The sequence below is a fragment of the Streptomyces sp. GESEQ-35 genome, assembly GCF_017948485.1.
Lineage (GTDB): Bacteria > Actinomycetota > Actinomycetes > Streptomycetales > Streptomycetaceae > Streptomyces.
The window spans coordinates 15,375-37,831 of sequence record NZ_JAFFSX010000008.1 but is presented as its reverse complement, the minus strand read 5'-3'; the positions used below and the strand labels follow the sequence as shown (position 1 = coordinate 37,831).

The window sequence follows — 22,457 nt, the reverse complement described above, 5'->3', positions numbered from 1 at the left end:
CTACGAACGTTCGAACCGGCCGAGCTGGCGCTCCAGGCTGCGCGTGAGATGCTCCGCCATCGCCTCGGCGGCACGTTCGGCCCTGCGGCGGAGTATCGCGCGTACCACCCGCCCGTGCTCCGCCAGCGTCGGATCGCCCTCGCTCTGAAGGCTCCTGAGCCGGAAGACATGCAGATGCGCGTGGAGCCGCTCCACCGCGTCCGCGAGCAGGGGGCGGTGGGCTGCCTCCGCGATGGCGTCGTGGAAACGCTGGTCCAAAGCGGCGAAGTCGCGGTAGGCCGCGTACGTCCCGGCGGGGCCTGGATGGGCCTGCATGGCCTCCAGGATCCCTTCGATGGCGTCGAGTTGGGACTCGTCGGCGTGGCGGGCGGCCAGCGCCGCGGCCCGCGGCTCCAGAAGCAGCCGCATCTCGAACAGTTCCTCCACCCCCTGCCGGGTCAGCAACTCGGTCGCCCGGTACCCCGACAGGGACCGCTTGACGACGAGTCCATCGGCCTCCAGCCGGGCCAGGGCCTCGCGCACGGGGGTCGGTGAGACATTGAGCGTGCGTGCCAGAGCTTCGATGCCGACCCGGGCGCCGGGAGCGATCTCATGGTCCATGACCATGGCCTTGATGCCCTCGTAGACACTGTCGGACAGCACCTGCCGGACCGGCGCCGCGGAGAGCCCGCTCACCCCGGCCGCAGCGTCGGAGACGGACGAGTCGTGTGCCGGCATCCGGGTCTCCTCAGTGCTCGGGGCGCTACCGCTTTTCAGTAGTTTACCGAGGTGGGGCGGCCGAACGGGGAGGGCGGGTGCGAACTGCTCGGGAGTGATGGAGGGTTCGTAGGACTGGGGGCTTCCCCAATTGGTTAGCTTTGCCTTACTTCTATTGCCTGCCTGTGCCGGAGAGGCCCAACCCCGTGACCACACGCATGCGTTCCGCCGACCCGGGCACCGACGCCCACGATCTCGCCGAGCTTCAGGCTCCGGTGCTCGGCAGGGTCACCGCCGCCGCGGCCCTCCAGGCGCTCGCCGCGGCTCTGTCGGTCGCGCCGATGGTGGCCGTCGTGGAGATCGGCCGACGGCTCCTCGACGGCCGGGACGACCATCTGTGGGCCATCGCCTGGACCGCCGTGGCCCTGCTGGCCGTACGCCTTGTGCTCTACCTGCTCGCCGGCACCCTCAGCCATCTCGCCGACGCGGAACTCGCCCTGGGCCTGCGGCTCAGGCTGGCGGACCATCTCGCGGTGCTGCCGCTCGGCTGGTTCGCCGGCGGCGTCTCGGCGAAGGTGAAGACGACCGTCCAGGACGACGTGGGCGCGCTGCACCATGCCGTCGCGCACGCTCGCGGCGACCTCGCTGCCGCCGTGGCCGGCCCCCTGGTCATCGGCGCCTACCTGCTGTGGGCCGACTGGCGTCTCGCCCTGCTCACCTTCGCGGTGATCGCGGCCGCCCAGAGTGTGCGGATGCGGATGGCGGCCCGTTCGGCGGAGCCGGTGCAGCGCATCGCCGCCGCGCAGCTCGAACTGACCGCGGCGTCCATCGAGTTGGTACGCGGGATCAGCGTCGTCAAGGCGTTCGGCGGCGGTGACACGCCGCCCCGCTTCCGTGCGGCGGCCGCCGCCTACGCGGACGTGAACGACGAGGCGCAGCGCGTCTTCGTCCGCCAGCGCAGCCTCGCCCGGGCGACCGTGGCCCCGGCGACGATCCTGCTGCTGGTCACCGGCTGCGGGATCGGCCTGGTCGCGCTCGGGTGGACGGACCCGGTCGACATCCTGGCGTTCGCGCTGCTCGGCCTCGGCCTGTTCGAACAGATCAACCCGATCTACGCGGCCCGCTTTCTGGGCCGTACCGCCCGGGCCGCCGCGCACCGCATCGCCGGCCTGCTGCGCGAACCGGCCCAGGAGTTCACGCGGCACCCGGCCGCCCTGCCGCCCCGCGAGCCGGGCACTCCCCCGGTCCTGGAGCTGGACGGTGTCCGCTTCGGATATCCGTCGCAGGACCACGATCTCGATCGCGAGGTGCTGCACGGCCTGGACGCCGTCTTCGCCCCCGGCACGGTCACGGCCCTGGTCGGGCCCTCGGGCGCGGGCAAGTCCACACTGGGCATGCTGCTCGCCCGCTTCTACGACGTCACGGGCGGGGCGATCCGCCTCGACGGCGTCGACATACGGGAGTTGGACCGGGCCGAGCTGTACCGGCACATCGGTTTCCTCTTCCAGGACGTGGTGCTGCTGCGCCGTTCGGTACGCGAGAACATCGCGCTGTCGCAGCCCGACGCGAGCGAGGAGGTCGTACACGCCGCCGCGAAGGCCGCCGCCGTCCACGACCGGATCACCACACTGCCGCGTGGCTACGAGTCGGTCGTCGGCGAGGACGCGCGGCTCTCCGGCGGCGAGGCCCAGCGGGTGAGCATCGCGCGGACGCTGCTCGCCGGCACGCCGATCGTGGTGCTCGACGAGGCGACCGCGTTCGCGGACCCCGAGTCCGAGGCCGCCGTGCAGGACGCGCTCGCCGAACTCGCGGGCGGCCGCACCCTGTTGGTCATCGCGCACCGGCTGCGGACCATCGCCGCGGCCGACCAGATCCTGGTCCTCGACGAAGGCCGGATCATCGAACGCGGGCGGCACGAGGACCTGCTCGCCGCCGACGGACGCTACGCGCGCATGTGGCGCGCCCAACACGGAAGCAGCGCCGCATGATCACTCCGCTCCTGCGGATCGTCGGCGGCGCGGGACGCCCGCTGCTGGTCCGCTTTCTGCTCTCCACCGCCCTGTACGCGATCAGCGAGGGCGCGGCCTTCGGCCTGCTGGTGCCGCTGCTGACCGCTCTGCTGACCGGCCGTACGGGTGAGGCCGGCTGGTGGCTGCTGCCGCTGGCGGGCACGGTCGTCGTCGGCTGGTTCGCCCACTACGACAAGGAACTGCGCGCCCTGTGGCTGGCCTCCGCCTGGCGCCGCGCCCTGTACGAGCGGATCGGCGCCCACGTGGTCCGGCTGCCGCTCGGCTGGTTCGACGGGACCCGTACCGCGCGGCTGGAGCGTCTGCTCGGCCAGGACGTCAACACCGTCACGAGCGTCGTGCACCTGGCCCAGACGCTGCTCGGCGCCGTCCTCACACCCGCCACCATCGTCGTCTTCCTGCTCTGCTACGACTGGCGCGTGGCCGTCGCCGTGCTGGTCACCGTCCCCGTGGTACTGCTGGTGTTCACCGTGGCAGGACGGCTCACCGACCGCACCGAGGCGGAGCACGACAGGGCCGCCGCCGAAGCGAGCGCACGACTGGTGGAGTTCGCCGGCGCGCAGCCCGTGCTGCGGGCCAACGGCCGTGCCACCAGTGGCCACCGCCAGCTGGGCGAGGCGCTCCAGAGCCAGCACCGAGCGGCCCGCCGTCAGGTGATGGGGGCGCTGCCGGGGCTGCATCTCGGCCAGCTCGCCATCCAACTCGCCTTCACGGCCGTCCTCGTCGTCGGCCTGCTGCTGGCCACCGGCAACGAGATCACCCCGGCCCGCATCACCGCGCTGCTGGTGCTCGGCGTGCACTTCCTCCAGCCGCTCGCCGTCATCGCCGCGGCGGCGTCCGCCCTGCGCGTCACCCGTGCGGCGGTGGACCGTATCGACACCGTGCTCAGCACCGCGCCCCTGCCGGAGCCCGCCCGTCCGCAATCCGCCGCCGACCTGGAAGCGACCATCGAACTCGACAGCGTGCGCTTCGGCTACGCCGACTCCGGCACCCCCGTCCTCGACGGTCTCGACCTGACCGTTCCGGCCGGTTCCACCACGGCCCTCGTCGGGCCCTCGGGTGCGGGCAAGACCACCGTCACCAAGCTGATCGCCCGCTTCGCCGACGTCGACGCGGGCGCCGTGCGGATCGGCGGCGTGGATGTCCGCGAGCTGGCCGGGAACGACGTGATGAACCTGGTGTCCCTGGTGTTCCAGGACGTACACCTCATCGACGCCACCATCGAGGAGAACATCCGCCTCGGCCGTCCGGACGCCTCCCACTCAGAGGTCGGCGAAGCGGTACGGCGGGCCCGCGTCGACATCATCGCCGACCGGTTGCCCGACGGCCTCGCGAGCCGGGTCGGCGAGGGCGGCTCGCTGCTCTCCGGTGGCGAGCGCCAGCGCGTCGCCATCGCGCGTACGTTGCTGAAGGACACCCCGATCGTGCTGCTCGACGAGGCGACCTCCGCACTGGACGCCGAGAACGAGGCCGCGGTCCACGAGGCCCTGCGTGAACTGGGCGCCGGCAGAACCCTGTTGGTGATCGCCCACCGTCTGTCCACCGTCGCCGCGGCCGACCACATCGCCGTCCTCGACGCCGGCCGCATCGTCGAGCAGGGCCGGCACGCCGAACTCCTCGCCGCCGACGGGCGCTACGCCTCCCTGTGGCACGACTACGAACGCGCCCGGGGGTGGCGCCTGACGAATCGCCGGTGAGTCGACGCCCGCGCGGGCGGCTCGTCCCTGCTCAGCCCCCGTGGGCTCGCCGACACCGAGGGCGGTGACACGGCGATAGCGGTGCAGGTCACTGCGGTAGACGCGGAGCTTCTCGCAGGTTCAGCCGCGCAGGGAGTGCAGCATGGTGCCGATCTTCGCCGCGACGGTCTCGGCCGCGCCCTGGGCGTATGACGAGTCCACCGCCTCGTACGTGATCCGGGCGTAGCTCTGCGCCTCGGCCATGTTCTTCGAGCCGCCTTCGAGCATCGACATGACCGCGGTGTGCGGGAACGGCGAGTGCTTCTTGATGGCCAGCGCGGTGTCGGTGGACAGCTCCGGTGACACTCCCACGAAGGCGCCGTTCCCGGCCCGGAGGATCCAGATGGGTACGTCGGCCGTGCCGGTGGGGGTGAAGTCGTAGGTCGTCGTCGGCCCCGTCGGGTGGCCTCCGGGCACCGTTTTGACCGTGACGGTGTCGGTGACGAGGCGCACCGTCGAGCCCGAACCGTCGCCGGAGGTCCTGATGGTCTCGCTGACCCGGACGGCCTCGGTGCCGAGCCGCTCGCCCTGCACGGTGAGAAGCAGCCAGCCGGCGTCCTGGGCATCGACCTGGGACCACTTCTTGTCCTTGTCGATGGTGTACCGCTTCGACCTGAACGCCGGTGACTGGTCCCCGCAGGAGCCGACCAGGAAGAATCCGACGACGTCGCCGCCGTACTGCTTCTCCAGGTGCTGCACCGCCGCGCCCGCCAGGTCGGCCGTGACCGGCAGGTCACCATTCGCCATGACCGACTCCATCATGACCGAGGACTGGACGCTGTAGTTCATGAGGATGGCGAGCGGGTTGCCGTCGAGGTGGTCGAAGCGGGTGACGCCCACGCTCTTGTCCGACGAGCCCGCCTCACCGGTGCCGAGCCACCAGCCGTCGGCCGTGAGGACGTCCCGGTTGACGTTCACGTCGCACTTGCCGGTGCCGAATCCGACCCGGGCCGGCTGGAGGCCCTCGACCGCCGCCGCGATCGCGGTCGCGGTGGCCTTCGTGATCTGCTCCACGTACCGTGCTGCCGCCGTCGAGGTGGTGGTCGCCTGCACGTGCGGGGCCGAGAACGTGTGCGTCACCGTCACGACTATGTCCGCCGGCGCCACTCCCGACGCCTTCGCGATGATCGTCCTCATCGCGGTGATCGCCTCCGCGCTGATCGACGTCAGGTCCAGCACGGCCAGGGCTACTCGGCGTGAACCGTTCTCCAGCAGCAGGATCCGTACGTAGAGGTCGTCGTGGACCGTGGTGAAGCCGTCCAGCGGGAGGAGTGAGGGCGGGATGTCGATCGCCGCCCGGCCGGCACCCGCCTTCAGCCCCGTACTCGTGACAGCGTCCGCCGTCGTGGCACCCGCCAGGGACGTCGCCGTCACCGCCGCCGCAATCGAACCACCCAGAAACGACCGACGGTGCAGCGGACCGCCGGGCCGGGTGTCGTCGCTCTCGCCCTCGTTGCCATTCTTGGAGACCACTGCTTTCCCCTTCGCGTTCAAGCCGCACAATGAGAATTCGGTAAATTTCTGCCATTGAATTTCCGCCATCGCCAAAGTGGGAGAACGTGCCTGATCAGGTCACATCTGCCGGGCCGCGAGCGGATGGCGGACGGATCCGGCGGCGCCCAGGATCGTCACACCGGAGAAGTAAGGCGTCAACAATTGCGGTGCGTTATCTAAGGTTGCACGGTGCGAATTCACGTAGCCGACCTGGAAACCTCTGCGTAACCTGTGAAAACAGGGCTGGTTCCTTGGAGCGCTTCACAGCTTGGGGCGACACGGTTGCGGTCGGCAGCCCTGACAATCAACTCTCGAAGGAGCTCACCTTCATGGACAGGCGTACGTTCATGGCCGGATCCGCGACTGCGACAGCCGGCGCCCTGGCGGTGTTCGGTGGAGCGACCCCCAGCTCAGCCGATGAGGCGGCCGGGGCGGGCTCGGGGGGCGACCACGTGCGGAGCGTCACCGCCATCACGCAGGTCTTCGGCAGCGGGCAGAAGCTCGTCGCGGTGGCGGTCGAGTACGACACGGACATCGACGGCTCCACCCTGTCGACGTCGACGTTCACGGTCACCGACCGCACCGTGACCAAGGTCTACGCGAACCGGACGGCCGGCCTCACACAGCGGGGCAGGCACGGCCGCTACGTCATCGTGGAACTGTCGCCGGACGACACGGCGGCGGCCCTGTGGGTGACGGGGCAGGGGTCCGGCACCGCTCCCACCGACGGGTCCGGCAGCGGGTCGGGCGATTCCGGCGGCGGGGTCGGAGAGGGGGGCCCGGGGGTCGGCGACACCACACCGGGAGGGACCATCGTCGCGGCGAAGGCCACGCTGACCCAGACGGGCACCGTCACCACGACCCGCGGCACCCGCTACGCCGCGGACAGCACGGCGTTGTCCACCGACGCGGTGGTGAACCTGATCGTCGACGACTTCCAGCAGTTCTCGTTCGCCGATCCGGCGACCGGGCAGACCCTGAAGTACAACCTGTTCATCCCGAAGAACTACGACCCCCGCAGGCGCTACCCGCTCGTGCTGTTCATGCACGACGCGAGCGTGGTCAACGTGGCGACGGAGGGCCCCCTGGTCCAGGGTCTCGGCGCCGTGTGCTGGGCGAGCCCGGAGGACCAGGCCCGGCACGAGTCCTTCGTGCTGGCTCCCGAGTACGGCTCGGTGGTGGTCGACGACACCTACGAACCGTCGACGCTGTTCGACGCCACCGCCAACCTCGTCGAGTCGGTGACGCGGCATTACAGCATCGACCCGAACCGGCGCTACACGACCGGGCAGTCGATGGGGGCGATGATGTCGCTCGGGCTGACCATCAAGTACCCCGACCTGTTCGCGGCCGCGTTCATCGTCGCCGGACAGTGGCCGGAGGCCAAGGTCGCGCCACTGGCCCAGAAGAAGCTGTGGGTCCTCGTCTCCGCGGACGACACCAAGGCATACCCGGGTGAGCAGGCCATCATGGAGGTCATCCAGGAGCAGGGCACACAGGTCAGCACCGCCCTGTGGGACGGGCAGTCCACGGCCGCGGAGTTCGCCGCGGACGTCCGGACCATGACGGCACAGCGGACTCCGGTGAACTTCTCGGCGTTCAAAACCGGCACGACCGTACCGTCCGGCTCGACCACCAGCGCGCACATGGGCACCTGGCAGATCGCTTACACCATCCCCGGCATCCGGGACTGGATCATGCGGCAGTCCATGTAGCCGGTCCCCGTGGACCCCGGCTGGCTTACACTCCCCGCCAGGGGCCGGTCATCCGGTTCCGCGTCCTCGGGCCGGATTCGGGGATGCGGGGAGGGGAGAGGCGTATGGCCTCGATCACCACGCCGAGCGATGAGAACACCGCGACGCGGCTGGAGTTCTGGCAGGACATGGTCAGCCGGAGCTTCGTGCCTCTGGAGATCGTGCCGCGCGAAGGGCCCGATTTTCACGCGCAGTTGCGCCTCGCCCGGGTCGGCCCGGTCCAGGTGTCGGTGGTGACCACGCCACCGCACACGGCCCGCACCCGGCGGCCGATCGGCTCGGACGTGTCCGACGACGTCAAGGTGAGTCTCCAGCTGACCGGGCACTGTGTGCTCACCCAGGGAGACCACCAGGCCGAGCTGAGGCCGGGCGAGCTGGCGGTCTACGACACCCGGCGCCCGTACACCCTGGACACCGACCGGCCCGGCCGCAGCCTGGCCCTGATGTTCCCCCGGGCCATGCTGCGGATGCCGGAACGCGACCTGGCACGGATGACGGCAATCGCGGTGTCGTGCCGTGCCGGGCTGGGGACGGTGGTGCGCCCCTTTCTCTACGGACTGGCGCGCCAGGTCGACGAGTTGGAGTCGCTCGGCACTCCCCGGCTCGCCGACAACGTGGCCGATCTGGTGGGCACCCTCCTCGCGGAACGCACGGGTGCCGACCGGACACCGGGACACGACGAGGGCCGCGAGGTGCTCACCCAGCGCATCCTCGTTTACATGGAACAGCGGCTCGCCGACCCGGAGTTGGGCCCCGACCGGATAGCCGCGGCCCACCACATCTCCCGCCGCTACCTGTACAAACTGCTCGCCGAGCACGGGTACACCGTCTCGGGCTGGATCCGCGAACACCGGCTCGCCCGCTGCCGGGGCGACCTCGCCGACCCGACGCTGTCCCACCTGCCGGTCGGCGCCATCGGCAGCCGCTGGGGCTTCCCCGGTCCGGCCCACTTCAGCCACGCCTTCAAGACCGCCTACGGCATCAGCCCCAGCGAGGCCCGCGCGGTCCGGTGACCGTGCTCAGCCCGGCAAGCCTCCGTGCACCGCCGTGAAAGCCCGTACGCCCACCGGGCGGCACTCTTCCGCCATGGAAGCCGCACAGAACACCGCCGTACAGAACACTGCCGTGAACCACACCTACGACCACATCGTGGTGGGCGCCGGGTCCGCCGGCTGCGTCATCGCCCGCCGACTCGTGGACGCCGGCCGCAGCGTCCTGCTGATCGAGGCCGGCGGACCGGACGACAACCCGGCGATCCACGACCCGGGACGCATGTGGGAGCTGTGGACCTCGCCCGAGGACTACGCCTACCTCACCGAGCCCCAGCAACACGCCGACGGCACCCGGGTGTTCTGGCCGCGGGGCAAGGTGCTCGGCGGGACCAGCGCCATCAACGCCATGATCTACGTACGGGGACACCGGTCGGACTACGACGACTGGGTCACCCGGTACGGGGCCACCGGCTGGTCCTACGACGAGGTCCTGCCGTACTTCAAACGTTCCGAGGACTTCGAGGACGGCCCCTCGCAGTTCCACGGGGCGGGCGGCCCGATGCCGGTCACCCGCAACCACGCGCCCAACCCGGTCTCCGTCGCCTTCGTGGAGGCCTGCGAGCAGTACGGGATCCCGCACAACGACGACTGCAACGCCGAGGAGATCCTCGGCGTGAACCTCCTGCACCTCAACATCCGCGACGGCAAGCGGGTCAGCGCCTGGACGGCCTTCGTACAGCCCGTGCTGGACAGTCCCCTGCTGACCGTGATGACCGGTTCGCCGGTCGCCCGGGTGCTCGTCGAGGGCGGACGCGCCCGCGGGGTCGAGATCGTCAACGACGGTCAACTCACCCCCGTACGCTGCTCCGACGACGGCGAGGTCGTTCTGTCCGGCGGCACCATCGGCTCCGCCCAACTGCTGCTGCTCAGCGGGATCGGCCCGGCCGACGAGCTGCGTGAGCTGGGCATCGGCGTGGTCGCCGATCTGCCGGGGGTCGGCGCCAACCTGCACGATCACGCGCTCGCCCCGGTGGTGTACGCGTCGTCCCGGCCCGTGCCGCCGGGCACGTCCAACAAGATCGAGGCCCAGTACTTCGCGAAGACCGACCCCGCCCTGGCCGCCCCCGACCTACAGCCGGTGATGTCCCATGTCCCGCTGCCCGTCGTGGGCCAGGAGGTCCCGGAGGAAGGGCACGGCTACAGCGTGGCCCCGGGCACGATCCGCACGCTCAGCCGCGGACGGCTGTGGCTACGCTCCGCCGACCCCACCCAGGCACCCGCCCTCGACCCCCGGTACTTCGCCGAGCCGTACGACCTCCAGGCGATGGTGACGGCGGTCAGGCAGGCGCGGGAGATCGGGGAGCAGAAGGCGCTCGCCGACTGGCGTTCCCACGAGGTCGCGCCCGGACCGGGAGTCGTCACCGACGACGAGATCGCCTCGTACGTCAGACGCAACCTGACCAGCTACCACCACCAGGTCGGCACCTGCCGCATGGGCACCGGGCCCGACACGGTCGTAGACCCCCTGCTACGGGTCCACGGCGTTGCGGGCCTGCGCGTCGCGGACGCCTCGGTCATGCCGGCCGTGCCCTCCGGCAACACCCACGCCCCCACCGTCATGATCGGCGAGCGCTGCGCCGACTTCCTCCTGGCGGGAACCTCCTGACGCCACAGAACGGCGTGCACCGGTCTTGCCTCGCCGTCCCCGGGACCGTTACGTTGCGGCGGAGTTTCTGGCCAGGTGCGCGGTGCGTCCGGCGTATCGGCGCTCGGCGTACGGAACGGACATCGGGTGACAGGTCGAGGCAAGGACCGGCAGGAAGCACAGCACGGCCTGCTCACGAACATCGCCGCCGAGGCCGGGGTCTCGCTCAGCACCGTGTCCAAGGTGGTGCACCGGCGCCGGGACGTGGGCACGGCGACCCGGGACCGGGTCGAGGAAATGCTCGCGCGGTACGGGTACGTCCGCCCGTGGGACCGGGGTCCCGCGACGCCACAGCAGATCGTCGTCGTCTTCCGTGACCTGTCCGGCCCGTACACCCTGGAGGTCGCCCGGGGCATCGTGGACGCGGCCGGTGAGTTCGGCATCGACGTGGTCACCGGGACGACGAGCCGGCGGTCGATCTCCGGATGGCTGGAGGAGTGCGTGTCACTCGGCGCGGCGGGGATCGTGATCGTGATCTCCATGCTGGCCGAGGAGGACCAGCGGCGGATCGTCGAGCAGCGGCTGCCGGTGGTGCTGATCGACCCCCTCAGCGCGCCTTCGGAGGACATTCCGAGCATCGGGGTGACGAACTGGAGCGGTGCCCGGGAGGCGGTTCAGCACCTGCTGGCCCTTGGCCACACCCGGATCGGCATGGTCGCGGGCCGCTCGCACTCCCTGGCAGGGGCGGCGCGCGTGCACGGTTACCGGGCCGCGCTGGAGGAGGCCCAGGTCGCCTACGATCCGGCGATCGTCCGCTCGACCGACTTCGACTACAGCGACGCGCTCACCGCGAGCCTTCAGATCCTGCGGGCCGGCGACCCGCCCACGGCCGTCTTCGCGGCCAGCGACGCGCAGGCGCTCGGCGTGCTGGAGGCCGCCCGGCAGCAGGGGCTCTCGGTACCGGACGACCTGTCGGTCATGTCCTTCGACGACACGCTCGTGGCGGCCATGGCCTGCCCGCCGTTGAGTGCGGTGCGCCAGCCGTTCGAGGAGCTGGGCCGCGAGGCGACCCGGGTGCTGATGGATCTCGCGGACGGCCGGCCGCCCGCGTCGCCGCGCATCGAGCTGGCCACGGAACTCGTGCTGCGGACCTCGACGTCCGCGCGCAGTCGCGTCAATACCCCGTAACCCGCGACTCTGCGAAACCCTTTCGCAACCTGCCGGTGACAGCGCGATGTCGCCTACGAATACTGGCTTCCTGCCCCGCACCCCCCGGTGAAAGGAACGCCGTTGAAAAGATCCTGGGCGCGAAAGGTCTTCGCTTCGGCGACGGCCTTCGGCATAGGCGTGGCATTCGCCATCGCCTCCGCGACAACCGCGTCGGCGTATCAGCCGAGTCCCGCGAACTTGTATACGGCGGACAACACCGCCGCGTGCAACAAGCGCCCGTGCGTGCTCTACCCGAAGTCGGCCCAGCTGCCGAGCGGGCGGATCGTGGCGACGTTCGAGAACAGTCAAAGCGCTCCGGTGGGCCAGACGCTGCCCGTCCACAAGAGCGACGACCACGGTACGACGTGGGCGAAGCTGGCCGACGTCAAGGCCCCGGCGTACCTGTCCAGCGACAGCGCGTACGCGAAGTACACGAGCAACTGGACCAACCCGTATCTCTACGTGCTCCCACAGAACGTCGGAAACCTGAGCGCCGGAACGCTGCTGCTCGCGAGCATCGTTTCGGGCGACGACTACTACTACAAGGAGCAGAAGGCCGCCAACCCCAACTGGACGCCGTCCGGTGACGGTGACCGCAAGGACCTGGCACTCGCCCTGTACGCCAGCACGGATAACGGTGCCACCTGGAGCGTGAAGAACATCATCACGGCCGGCGGCTGGCAGGGCGGCAGCGCGGGCAACGTCGGCCGTGTCTCGGCGGCCAACACCCACGCCCAGGTCGACCCCCTCTGGGAGCCGCACCTGCTCGCCCACAACGGCCGGCTCATCGCCTACTACTCCGACGAGAGCGACTTCACGGGCTACAACACCAGCACCGGCGCCCCGACTCGCGACCCGGCCAACGACACGGCGGCCGACTCCGGCGGCCAGGTCCTCCTCCACCGGACCTGGGACGGCAGCAGCACGTCCTGGAGCGACCCGGTCGTCGACGTCCCGGGCTCCACGGTGAGCATGGGCGGCGGCAAGACGGAGATCGGCGGCGGCCGTCCGGGCATGACGACCATCGCCCCGACGACCGACGGCAAGTGGCTTCTGACGTACGAGTACTGGGGCGGCGGTACGAACGTCCGCTACCGGATCTCCGACGACCCGACGAAGTTCTTCTCGGCCACGGACGCCGCGATCACCTCGCTGCCGGTGCCCTCGGGCGGGGCCACGCTGTCCACCGGCGGCAGCCCGGTCCTCCTCCCGATGCCGGACGGACGCATCGTCTACAACGCCGCCGGCAGCGGCGATGTCTGGGTGAACGAGTCCGGGCGGAGCACCGGCACCTGGAAGCAGTACAAGACGTCGATGCCCGGCGGCTACAGTCGCATGCTGCAGTACGTCGACGGCACGGGACGCGTCCTCATCCTCCAGGCGTCCTGGAGCGGCGCCAGCGTCGGGCCGGTGAAGTACGCCGAGGTCGACCTCGGGCGGTCCGACGGCGCCTACTACAGGCTCGTCAACCGGCTGACCGGGCAGGTGCTCGGCACCGCGTCCGGGAAGACCCAGGACGCGAGCCTGACCGGGAACACTCCGGACCTCGTCCTGGGCGCCGCCAACTCCGCGGCCGACACCCAGCGTTGGCACCTCACCACCAAGGGCGGCAACGTGACGCTGCTCAACAAGGCGGGCGGCCGCTCCGTCGCCATCTGGACCGGCACCGCGACGGCCGGGCAGAAGCTGGCCCAGTGGGTCGACGACGGAGCCACCGACAAACAGTGGACCCTCGTCTCCTCGACCAGCGGGTACTACAAGCTCCGCTCGGTCCTCAACACCAGCCTGTACATGACCGGTTCGACGGCTGGCGGTCCCGTCACCGTGGCGGCCTCGACCACCGACGGCTCACAGGACTGGCAGCTGGTCCAGGACCCCCTCCCCACGGACTCGGCCTTCACCCTGAAGGGCACGTACTCCGGCCGCTGCCTCGACGTCCCGAACGGCCAGACGGGCGTCCAGGTCCAGATCTACGACTGCTCGGGCAACGCCAACCAGACCATCACCCGGACCACGGCCGGCGAACTGCGGGTGTCCGGCAACTGCCTGGCCGCGAACGGTGACGGCACTACCGCGGGCACCACGCTCATCCTCTGGGCCTGCAACGGAAAGTCCAGTCAGAGGTGGTCGTTCCGCGTGGACGGCACCATCGCCAACCGCTCCAACGGTCTGGCCATCGACGTGACCGACTGGGGCACGGCCAACGGCTCGAAGGTCGGGCTGTGGACCGGGCTGGGCAACGCGACGCAGACCTGGACACGGAGTTAGTCACCGATTCGAGAAGAGGCGGCGCCACCGGTGAATCCGGTGGCGCCGCCTCAAAGCGGGGCGCAGCCCCTGCTTTCCAGGGGCGCGGGGAACTGCGCGACCAGCCACAACGGACCCGCAGGTAAAGAACCGGCCCGCCCGCGGAACGTCTACTCCCGCTCGACCGTCACCGGCACCCCGTGATGCCGCAGAACCGTCGCATCCCGCTCCTCCCCCACCAGCCGGATGGCATCCCGCACCGGGGTGTCCAGGCTGGAGGAGCCCGCGTGGAGCACGATCTCGCCGGGCTCGACGATGCGGCGGCCCGCCAACCCGGTGAAGGCCAGGCGGTCGGTGTGGACGTGGAAGCGGACCGCGGCCCGCTCCCCGGGGGCGAGCGCCACCTTGGCGAAGCCGAGCAGGGTGCGCACGGGCCGCGTGACCTGGGCGACCGGGTCGACGGCGTACAGCTGGACGGTCTCGGCGCCGGCCATCGTCCCCGTGTTCCGCACCCGCGCGCGGACCGTGAACTCCCCGTCCGTCGGCACCTGTTCGCGATCCACGGCGAGCAGGTCGATCTCGAAGTCGGTGTACGACAGCCCGTGTCCGAAGGGGAACGCGGGGGTGGGGTCGAGGTTGGACAGGAAGCTCTGCCGGTCGGCAAGCGGCGGGTGCAGGTAGGTGTACGGCTGTCCGCCCGGCGAGACGGGGATCTGCACGGGCAGTTTGCCGCTGAAGTTCGCCTTTCCGGACAGGAGTTGGGCCACTGCCCGGCCGCCCTCCTCCCCCGGCAGGAAGACCTGCACCATGGCCGCGGCGGCGGACGCGAACCGGCCCACGGCGTAGGGCCGGCCGCTGCTGACGATCAGCACCACGGGCTTCCCGGTCGCCAGGACCGCCTCGACCAGCTCCTCCTGGACACCCGGCAGCCGCAGGTCCTCGACATCGCAGCCCTCCCCCGAGGTGCCGATGCCGAACATCCCCGCCTTGTCGCCGACGACGAGGACGGTGAGGTCGGCGGCGGTCGAGGCCGCCACGGCCGCCGGGATGCCGGAGGCGTCCTCGTCCCGGATCGGGCAGCCCTGGACGAACTGCCACTCCACGGACGGGAGTTCCTCGGTCAGCGCGGTACGGAGGGAGACCGCCTCGACCCCGTTGCCGAGGTCGGCGCGCTCGGCGAGGACGTGGTTGGGGAAGCTGTAGCAGCCGAACATGGTGCGTACGTCGTCGGCGCACGGGCCGATCAGCGCGATCCGGCCACCGGCCGGGAGGGGCAGGGTCCCGTCGTTGGACAGCAGGACGGCGCTCGACTGCGCCACGGCGTGGGCAAGCCCGCGGTTCTCCGGCTTGTCCAGGTCGAGTTCACCCGCGCGCAGGGCGGGGGGCCTCGGGTCCCAGTCGGGGTCGAGGAGCCCGAGCTCGACCTTCTGCCGCAGCACCCGGCGTACGGCGCGGTCGACCAGCTCCTCGTCGACCGCGCCCTGCTCGACGGCGTGCACGAGGGCGTCGCCGAAGCCACGCTGATCGGGCAGTTCGACGTCCATGCCGGCGCGCAGGGCGAGCGCCCCCGCGTCGGACGGGTCGGCGGCCACCCGGTGGGCGCTGACCAGAAAGGGCAGGGACCAGTAGTCGGAGACGACGGTGCCCTCGAAACCCCAGGCGTCGCGCAGCACTTCGGTCAGCAGCCACCGGCTGGCGGCGGGTGCCTCGCCGTCGATCTCGGCGTACGAGTTCATGACCGAGCCGACGCCCGCGGCGACGAGCCGCTCGAAGGGCGGCAGGATGACATCGAAGAGCTCGCGGCGGCCTGCGTGCACGGGGGCGTGGTTGCGGCCGCCCATGGAGGCGGAGTATCCGGCGAAGTGCTTGAGGGTGGCGTACACGCCGGCGCTCTGGAGACCGGTGACGTATGCCTCCCCCATCTCCCCGACCAGGTACGGGTCCTCGCCGTACGTCTCCTCGCAGCGGCCCCAGCGGTAGTCGCGGATCACGTCGACGACCGGGGCGAGACCCTGGTGGACGCCCGACTCGGCCATGTCGGCGCCGATGGCCTCGCCGACCCGCCGGATCAGCTGCGGGTCGAAGGTGGCCGCCATGCCGAGCGAGGTGGGGTAGATCGTCGCGCCGTAGGCGGTGAATCCGGTCAGGCACTCGTCGTGGGCCATGGCCGGGATGCCGAATCTGCTCTGTGCCATGACCTGCCGCTGGTGTGCGGCGAGGAGACGGGCGTGTTCGAGCGCGGGCCGGGGCAGTGTGCCGTAGGGGCGGGTGAGTTGGCCGAGGCCGTGCCGGGCGGTCTCGTCGAGATCGCCGACCCTGCCGAAGTGGTTGCTGCCCGGGGCCACTTCCGGGCCGTCGGCCTCGATGTCCTCCCAGGTGCTGCTGAGTTGCGCGACCTTCTCCGGCAGGGTGAGCCGGGCGAGCAGCGCCTCGACGCGCTCGGCGGTGGGCAGGGCGGGGTCGGTCCAGGGGCGGTCGTCCTCCCCCTGGGGGAGGCCGCCGTGGCCGGGCATGGTGGTCGTCATTCACGACTCCTCGGTGTTGCGCGGGCACGCCGACGGGGCCGGGCGCAGGGCCCGGCCGTCGTACGGGGTGGGGTGAACTGCCCGGTGGTGTGGGCTACTTGGAGAAACCGGCGGTGAGTCCGGCGACGAGCTGGCGCCTGGCGATGATGAACAGCGCGAGCATCGGCAGGGTGGAAAGCACCACCGCGGCCATCGTGGCCGGTACGTCGATGCCGAACTGGCCCCGGTAGAGGGTCAGCGCCAGCGGCAGCACGGCCTTGTCGCCGCTCTGGGTGAGGATGAGCGGGAAGAGGAAGCCGTTCCAGACCTGGAGGCCGTCGTAGACGGCGACCGTCATCAACGCCGGGCGGGCCAGGGGCGCCGCGAGCGAGAAGAGCATGCGCCAGTCGCCGGCACCGTCGACGATCATCGCCTCGAACAGGGAGCGCGGCACGTCGCGCAGGAAACTCACCAGGATCATCACGGTGATCGGCAGCGCGAACGCCGCCGAGGGCAGAACGATCGCGAGCAGGCTGTCGTACAGCTGCAACCTGATGATCAGCAGGTAGACCGGGATGATCACCGCTTGGAGAGGGATCGCCAGGCCCAGCAGGTACAGCCGGAAGGACACGCGGGACAGGCGGCCGCCGGCGCCCCGGACGATCGCGAAGGCGGCCATGAGGGCGACGGTGACGGTGAGGACGACCGTCCCCGCGGTGACGACGACGCTGTTGAGCAGATAGGTCGTGAAGTCGCCGTCCAGGACGGTCCGGTAGCTGTCGAGCGTCGGGTGGCCGGGCAGGGCCAGTGGGCTGTCGGTGGTGAAGTCGGCACGGCTGCGCAGGCTGGTGACGACCAGCCAGTAGACGGGTACAACGACGATCGCCGCCCAGAGCAGCGTGGCACTGCCGGTGAGGACGCGGCGGAGGATCCTTGCCACGGACTTCGGCCGGACGGGCCTGGGTGCTACCGCTCCGGGGGCGGGGACGTCCGACTGTCCGGTGACGGCGCGGACCTTGGTCACGGTGGTGCTCACATGCCCTCCTGCCGGCTGTCCATCCGGGTGAAGCCGGACAGGCGGGTGGTCAGCAGCGACAGGCCGAGGCCGAAGACCACCAGGAGGGTGGCGACGGCGCTGGCCCGGCCCATGTCGTGGGCCTGGAATCCGGTGATGTACATGGAGAGGGGAAGGACGCGGGTGGCGGTGCCGGGGCCGCCGGTGCCGCCGGACAGGACGAAGATCAGGTCGAAGTACGTCAGTGAACCGACGAGCATGAGCGTGCTGGAGGTGACCATCGTGTACTTCAGCTGCGGCAGGGTGATGTGCCGGAAGCGGGCCAGGGGCCCGGCGCCGTCGAGGGCGGCGGCCTCGTACAGAGCGGTCGGGATCTGCCGTATCCCGGCTTGGTAGAGCAGGGCGTGGAACGGCACGAACTGCCAGGCGATCACGAAGATCACCGTGTAGAGGGCCAGGTCCGGCGAGCCGAGCAGCGGCTGCGCCAGCCAGTGCAGGCCGGGCGTGGCACCGATGCCGAAGGACGGATCGAGGAGCGCCTGCCAGGTCAGGCCGATCGCCACGGCGGACAGCAGCAGCGGGAGGAAGAAGAGGACGGCGAACAGCGCCCGCATCCTCCCTCTCGGTGCCTGGAAGACACCGAGGGCCAGGGCGATCGGCGTCTGGACCAGCCAGCTGACCGCCATCACCTTGACGGTGAGCCACAGCGCCTGCCAGGTGGCGCCGTCGGTCAGGACGCTGCCCCAGTTGGCGAGGCCGGCCCAGCCGACGGAACCGAGGCCGTCCCAGCGGGCGAGGCTGAGCGCCACCACCCCGACGAGGGGGACCAGGCCGAACAGGCCGAAGAGAAGCAGTGCGGGGGCGGCCATGAGGAGGCCGCTGCCTCCTCCCCGGCGGGTGCGAGTGCTCGTGGGGACGGTGACGGTCACGACCCCGCCTTGCTCATGTTCACACCGAAGTCGGCGGGCGAGATCTGACGCAGGAACGACTTGTCGGTGTTGGTCAGCAGCGGGTCCGCCTGGTCGGACGGCAGTGCCTGGTCCCAGGAGAGCTGGAAGCTCGGCGACTTCTCCACCAGGTCGTAGACGAAGGTCAGCCACGCCTTGTCGGACGACGACTGCACCGCCGCCAGCTTCGACTCCAGGCCCTCGACCGGCGGAACGCTGCCGGCGGCGAGGTAGGCATCTATCTGGGAGTCGTTCAGGACGTAGTCCTTGAGGTACGTGAGGGCCGCGGACCTGTGCTTGGTCGACGAGTTCAGCGACAGGAAGTTCGAGGGGTTGCCGACGATGCTGTTCGGGTCGCCGGCACCGCCGGACAGCGACGGGAAGGCGGTGTAGCCGAGGTCGCTCTTCAGGAAGTCGGGCGCGGCCTTGGCGATGTTGGCGTACTCCCAGGTGCCCATGACCTCCATGGCCGCCTTGCCCGTGTAGAGCAGGGCCGTGGAGGCGCCCTGGTCGTAGTTGACGGAGGAGGCGTTGTCCCCGAAGGCGCCGGCCTTCGACAGGTCCTGGAGGTACTGGTTGGCCTTGGTGACCGACGCGTCCTTCCACGCCGAGGTGTCACCGGAGGCGATCTTCGAGAACACCTCGGCGCCGCCCTGCCGGTCGAGCAGGTACTCCAGGTACATCAGCGTCGGCCACTTGGAGTTCGCGGCGAGGGAGAGCGGCACGACGTCCTTGGCCTTCAGCTGCTTCACGGCCGCCAGCAGGTCGTCGTACGTCTTCGGCGGCTCGACGCCCGCGTCGGCCAGCACCTTCTTGTTGTAGTAGAGGACCACCGGGGCGAGGCCGTTGGCGGGCACTCCGTAGACCTTGCCGTCGAAGGTGGCGCTCTGCATCACGCTCGGGGTGAACCGGTCCGTGTTCGCCTCGGCCGCCGTCAGCGCGTCGACCTTGCCGGCCTTGACGTAGTCGTTCAGGGCCCCGCCGCCCCAGCTGAAGAAGATGTCCGGGGCCTGGTTCGCGCCGAAGGCGACGCGCAGCTTCTGCTTGTAGTCGTCGTTCGCGAACAGCCGCAGGGTGATCTTCTCGTCGGGGTGGTCCTTGTTGTAGGCGTCGACGGACTCCTTGAGAATCGTCTGGTCGTTGAGCGCCCACATCGTCAGGCCCTTCGCGGACGAGTCCGTGGACGATCCGGACGGTCCCGAAGTCCCGCACGCGGCAAGGCCCATGGCCGCCGTGAGAGCGACCGCGGACGCGACGACGCGTCGCATTCTCGGGCTTCCGAGATTTCCGTTGACCGGGATTCCCCGCATGGTGTGCCCCTCTTGTTTCCACATGCCATCGGTGGCCAGGCGGATCGGAGGGCGGTACGAAAGCTTTTCGGATGCCACGCTGCCGACGGCCTGCCTGCTGGCCGGGACACTGACATGGAATTCACGGCCGGGACAAGGACGGGAAATGCCCCGGTTACGAAATACTTTCGGGAGCTGACTGCCCCTGCGGTGTCCTAGTCGTCGATCACCAGCCCTTTCGACGCGAGAAGCGGCGCGAGATTGCAGATGTCGACGACGGTCTTGCCGGCCCGGTACGCGGAGATGTACCCGGCTTCGGCGTCGATCCGTTCCTGGGATGCGGTGACCACCGTCGCGGCGTCCTCGCGGCGGACGACGACCGCACCGTCGGCGTCCGCCCGCATCACGTCGCCGGGGCGGACGAGCACACCGCCGATGGTGACCGGCTCGCACATCGGCCCGACGGTCTCCTTGACCGTGCCCTTGATGGACACGCTGCGGGAGAAGACGGGGAATCCCAGGGCGCGCAGGTCCTCGGTGTCCCGGACGCCCGTGTCGGTGATCAGGCCGCCGAGTCCCTTGGCCTGACAGGCGTTGGCGAGGACGTCACCGAAGGAGCCCGCCTCCTCGTAGGCGCCGGCGGACACGACGACGACGTCCCCGGGCTGGGCGTAGGCGATGGCGGTCTGAAGCATCAGGTTGTCGCGTGGGGCGCACTGGACCGTGAAGGCGGGGCCGCACAGGGACATGCGGTGGTCGACCGGCTTGATGGCCGAGTCCAGCGCCCCGAGCCGGCCCTGTGCCTCGTGGATGGTGGCCGAGGAGAATGCGCGCAGTTGCTCGACCAGGGCGGCGTCCGGCCGCGCGAACTTCGTGCTGACGCGGATCATGATGACCTTTCAGGCGGAGGGAGTGGCGGAGAGGTCGGCGCAGGCCGTCGCGATGCGCTCGCACGCCTCGGTGAGGACGTCCGTCGACGTGGCGAACGAGATCCGGAAGTAGCCGGGCGCGCCGTACGCGGCTCCATGGATCACCGCCACCTGCCGGCTGTCGAGCAGATAGCGGGCGAAGTCCTCGTCGTCCTGGATCCGGTCTCCTGTCGGCGTGAACTGCCCGATGGCGTCACGGCAGTTCACCAGGAGGTAGAAGCCTCCGTCGGGCGCGGTGCAGTTGAGCCGGGGAACGTCGTTGATGAGCTTCACCGTGGCGTCGCGCCGTGCGCGGTACACGCGCACGGTGTCCTGGACGAAGTCCTGCGGTCCCGTGAGCGCGGCGGCGGCTGCGGCCTGGCTGACGGAGGAGGGACAGGAGGAGGTCTGGGACTGAAGGGTGTTGATCGCGGTCACCAGGTCCGCCGGGCCCACCCCGTAGCCGATGCGCCAGCCTGTCATCGCGTACGTCTTCGACACGCCGTTGGTGAGGAACACCCGGTCGGCCAGGCGGGGTTCGACTGCCGCCAGGGAGGTGGTGTCCTCCTCGCGGTACCAGATCTCGTCGTAGATCTCGTCGGTGAGGACGCGCACGTGGGGGTGGTCCAGCAACACCTGGGCGAGCGCACGCAGTTCGCCGGTGGTGTAGGCGGCTCCGGTCGGGTTGCCGGGGGTGTTCAGGACGACCCAACGCGTGCGGTCGGTGAGCGCCGAACTCAGCCGCTGCGGGGTCAGCTTGAAGCCGTCCGGCTCGGGGCAGTCGACGATGACGGGGGTGCCGTCGTTGGCGCGGACCATGTCGGGATAGGACACCCAGTACGGGGCGGGGACGATGACCTCGTCCCCTTCGTCCAAGGTGGCCATCAGCGCGAGGAAGATGACCTGCTTGGCTCCGCCGCCGACCGTGATCTGCGCGTCGGTGCGCTCCAGCCCGTGGCGTCCGCGGAGCTTCTCGGCGATCGCCGCGCGCAGCTGCGGGGTGCCGTTCACCGGGGTGTACTTGGTCTCGCCTGCCTCGATGGCCCGGATCGCGGCGGCCTTGACGTGGTCGGGGGTGTCGAAGTCGGGCTCTCCGACGGTCAGGTCGAGGATGGTGAGGCCTTGGCTCTTGAGCTCTCGGACACGCTGCGCCGCCGCCGTGCTGGGCGAGGGGTTGATACGGCGTACCCGCTCTGCGGTGCTCATGTGCTCAGCGGTGTTCATGTGCTCAGCCCTCGCGGCGTTCGAAGTTGAGGCCGCCGGGGACCTGGAAGGTGGGCAGGATCTCGATGTGGCCGATGTTGACGTGCCGGGGCGCGTCCACGGCGAACTCGATGGCGTCGGCGATGTCCTCGGGCTTGAGCGACTCGTAACCGTCGTAGAACTGCCGCTGGGCCTCCTCCATGTCGCCGAGCAGGCGCCCGAAGATCTCCGTCTCCACGCGGCCCGGGCAGATCTCGCTGACGCGGACCCGGCGGCCGTAGCCGTCGACCCGCAGCTGGCGGGAGAGGGTGTGCACCGCCGCCTTGGTGGCGTGGTAGATCGTGTTTCCGCCGAAGTTGTAGACACCGGCGATGGAGCTGATGTTGACGATATGGCCGAGGTCGCGCTCGACCATGCCGGGCATGAGCAGGCGTACCAGGTGCAGGACGGCCTGGATGTTGACGGCGATCTGCTCGTCGACGGCGAACTCGTCGGCGGTGAGGATGTTCCCGGTGCGCGAGACGCCGGCGTTGTTGACGAGGACGTCGATTTCCAGGCCGTCCAAGGCCGCGGTGAGCGCCTCGGTGTCGGTGATGTCGAGCGCGTGGGGGGTGCAGCCGGTGGCCTCGGCGAGGGCGCCCAGCCGTTCGGCGTTGCGGGCCACGGCGTGAACTTCCAGGCCGCGCTTGGCGAGTCGCTCGACGACGACGGCTCCGATGCCGGTCGACGCTCCGGTGACGAGGGCCGTCCTGTAGTCGGAGATGGGCATGCTGGTGTGCTCCTTGATGTGG

General features: G+C 70.3%; 16 protein-coding genes. 7 read left to right on the top strand and 9 right to left on the bottom strand.

What is annotated here, in order from left to right; translation table 11 throughout:
* Complete coding sequence (locus KCH87_RS17350; protein ID WP_210587016.1) at positions 1 to 717, bottom strand: GntR family transcriptional regulator; 717 nt, start codon at positions 715 to 717, stop codon at positions 1 to 3.
* A 185-nt stretch (positions 718 to 902) separates the two neighbouring features.
* On the opposite strand from KCH87_RS17350, the gene KCH87_RS17345 reads away from it, so the two are divergent.
* Together KCH87_RS17345 and KCH87_RS17340 are read left to right on the top strand one after the other, a co-directional pair.
* On the top strand, positions 903 to 2,684 hold the full coding sequence (locus tag KCH87_RS17345; RefSeq protein ID WP_210587015.1) for an ABC transporter ATP-binding protein: 1,782 nt from the start codon (positions 903 to 905) through the stop codon (positions 2,682 to 2,684).
* Positions 2,681 to 4,420 carry an ABC transporter ATP-binding protein gene (locus KCH87_RS17340; RefSeq protein ID WP_210587014.1) on the top strand — a complete coding sequence of 580 codons (1,740 nt, stop codon included), beginning with the start codon at positions 2,681 to 2,683 and terminating at the stop codon, positions 4,418 to 4,420. The genes KCH87_RS17345 and KCH87_RS17340 overlap by 4 nt, the downstream gene beginning before the upstream one ends.
* A gap of 120 nt (positions 4,421 to 4,540) precedes the next feature.
* Here KCH87_RS17340 and KCH87_RS17335 read toward each other — a convergent pair whose 3' ends face one another.
* Complete coding sequence (locus KCH87_RS17335; protein ID WP_210587013.1) at positions 4,541 to 5,932, bottom strand: hypothetical protein; 1,392 nt, start codon at positions 5,930 to 5,932, stop codon at positions 4,541 to 4,543.
* 350 nt (positions 5,933 to 6,282) lie between these two features.
* Between KCH87_RS17335 and KCH87_RS17330 the strand changes: the two genes are divergently transcribed.
* The 5 genes from KCH87_RS17330 (at position 6,283) to KCH87_RS17310 (ending at position 13,821) form a co-directional block, all read left to right on the top strand.
* Positions 6,283 to 7,668, top strand: coding sequence for an alpha/beta hydrolase-fold protein (locus tag KCH87_RS17330; protein WP_247196375.1), 1,386 nt, complete (start codon positions 6,283 to 6,285; stop codon positions 7,666 to 7,668).
* A gap of 104 nt (positions 7,669 to 7,772) precedes the next feature.
* Positions 7,773 to 8,720, top strand: coding sequence for a helix-turn-helix domain-containing protein (locus tag KCH87_RS17325; RefSeq protein WP_210587012.1), 948 nt, complete (start codon positions 7,773 to 7,775; stop codon positions 8,718 to 8,720).
* Positions 8,721 to 8,793: 73 nt separating this feature from the next.
* Positions 8,794 to 10,365: a GMC family oxidoreductase gene (locus KCH87_RS17320; protein ID WP_210587011.1), complete on the top strand. Its 1,572-nt coding sequence runs from the start codon at positions 8,794 to 8,796 to the stop codon at positions 10,363 to 10,365.
* Between the two features lie 126 nt (positions 10,366 to 10,491).
* On the top strand, positions 10,492 to 11,532 hold the full coding sequence (locus KCH87_RS17315; protein WP_210587010.1) for a LacI family DNA-binding transcriptional regulator: 1,041 nt from the start codon (positions 10,492 to 10,494) through the stop codon (positions 11,530 to 11,532).
* A 102-nt stretch (positions 11,533 to 11,634) separates the two neighbouring features.
* Positions 11,635 to 13,821 carry an RICIN domain-containing protein gene (locus KCH87_RS17310; protein ID WP_374199006.1) on the top strand — a complete coding sequence of 729 codons (2,187 nt, stop codon included), beginning with the start codon at positions 11,635 to 11,637 and terminating at the stop codon, positions 13,819 to 13,821.
* A 149-nt stretch (positions 13,822 to 13,970) separates the two neighbouring features.
* Here the strand turns inward: KCH87_RS17310 and KCH87_RS17305 are convergent, their stop codons facing one another.
* From KCH87_RS17305 to KCH87_RS17275, 7 genes are all read right to left on the bottom strand, one after another.
* On the bottom strand, positions 13,971 to 16,325 hold the full coding sequence (locus KCH87_RS17305; protein WP_210587009.1) for a glycoside hydrolase family 3 N-terminal domain-containing protein: 2,355 nt from the start codon (positions 16,323 to 16,325) through the stop codon (positions 13,971 to 13,973).
* 94 nt (positions 16,326 to 16,419) lie between these two features.
* Positions 16,420 to 17,340, bottom strand: a complete 921-nt coding sequence (locus tag KCH87_RS17300; protein ID WP_210587008.1) for a carbohydrate ABC transporter permease — start codon at positions 17,338 to 17,340, stop codon at positions 16,420 to 16,422.
* Entirely contained in the window at positions 17,337 to 18,188 is an 852-nt protein-coding gene (locus KCH87_RS17295) for a carbohydrate ABC transporter permease (protein WP_210587292.1), read from the bottom strand. The genes KCH87_RS17300 and KCH87_RS17295 overlap by 4 nt, the downstream gene beginning before the upstream one ends.
* 56 nt (positions 18,189 to 18,244) lie before the next feature.
* On the bottom strand, positions 18,245 to 19,534 hold the full coding sequence (locus tag KCH87_RS17290) for an ABC transporter substrate-binding protein (RefSeq protein WP_210587007.1): 1,290 nt from the start codon (positions 19,532 to 19,534) through the stop codon (positions 18,245 to 18,247).
* Between the two features lie 236 nt (positions 19,535 to 19,770).
* A complete protein-coding gene (locus KCH87_RS17285; RefSeq protein WP_210587006.1) occupies positions 19,771 to 20,445 on the bottom strand; it encodes a 4-carboxy-4-hydroxy-2-oxoadipate aldolase/oxaloacetate decarboxylase in 675 nt (224 codons plus the stop codon).
* A 9-nt stretch (positions 20,446 to 20,454) separates the two neighbouring features.
* Positions 20,455 to 21,669: an aspartate transaminase gene (locus KCH87_RS17280; protein WP_210587005.1), complete on the bottom strand. Its 1,215-nt coding sequence runs from the start codon at positions 21,667 to 21,669 to the stop codon at positions 20,455 to 20,457.
* A gap of 22 nt (positions 21,670 to 21,691) precedes the next feature.
* Positions 21,692 to 22,435, bottom strand: a complete 744-nt coding sequence (locus KCH87_RS17275) for an SDR family oxidoreductase (protein ID WP_210587004.1) — start codon at positions 22,433 to 22,435, stop codon at positions 21,692 to 21,694.
* Positions 22,436 to 22,457 lie beyond the last annotated feature (22 nt).

Excerpts from the sequence above, each read along its gene's own strand:
- KCH87_RS17285 (WP_210587006.1), bottom strand. The coding sequence starts at position 20,445 with ATGATCCGCGTCAGCACGAAGTTCGCGCGGCCGGACGCCGCCCTGGTC.
- KCH87_RS17295 (WP_210587292.1), bottom strand. The coding sequence starts at position 18,188 with ATGGCCGCCCCCGCACTGCTTCTCTTCGGCCTGTTCGGCCTGGTCCCC.
- KCH87_RS17330 (WP_247196375.1), top strand. The coding sequence starts at position 6,283 with ATGGACAGGCGTACGTTCATGGCCGGATCCGCGACTGCGACAGCCGGC.
- KCH87_RS17325 (WP_210587012.1), top strand. The coding sequence starts at position 7,773 with ATGGCCTCGATCACCACGCCGAGCGATGAGAACACCGCGACGCGGCTG.
- KCH87_RS17350 (WP_210587016.1), bottom strand. The coding sequence starts at position 717 with ATGCCGGCACACGACTCGTCCGTCTCCGACGCTGCGGCCGGGGTGAGC.
- KCH87_RS17320 (WP_210587011.1), top strand. The coding sequence starts at position 8,794 with ATGGAAGCCGCACAGAACACCGCCGTACAGAACACTGCCGTGAACCAC.
- KCH87_RS17305 (WP_210587009.1), bottom strand. The coding sequence starts at position 16,325 with ATGACGACCACCATGCCCGGCCACGGCGGCCTCCCCCAGGGGGAGGAC.
- KCH87_RS17340 (WP_210587014.1), top strand. The coding sequence starts at position 2,681 with ATGATCACTCCGCTCCTGCGGATCGTCGGCGGCGCGGGACGCCCGCTG.
- KCH87_RS17275 (WP_210587004.1), bottom strand. The coding sequence starts at position 22,435 with ATGCCCATCTCCGACTACAGGACGGCCCTCGTCACCGGAGCGTCGACC.
- KCH87_RS17280 (WP_210587005.1), bottom strand. The coding sequence starts at position 21,669 with ATGAGCACCGCAGAGCGGGTACGCCGTATCAACCCCTCGCCCAGCACG.
- KCH87_RS17290 (WP_210587007.1), bottom strand. The coding sequence starts at position 19,534 with ATGCGACGCGTCGTCGCGTCCGCGGTCGCTCTCACGGCGGCCATGGGC.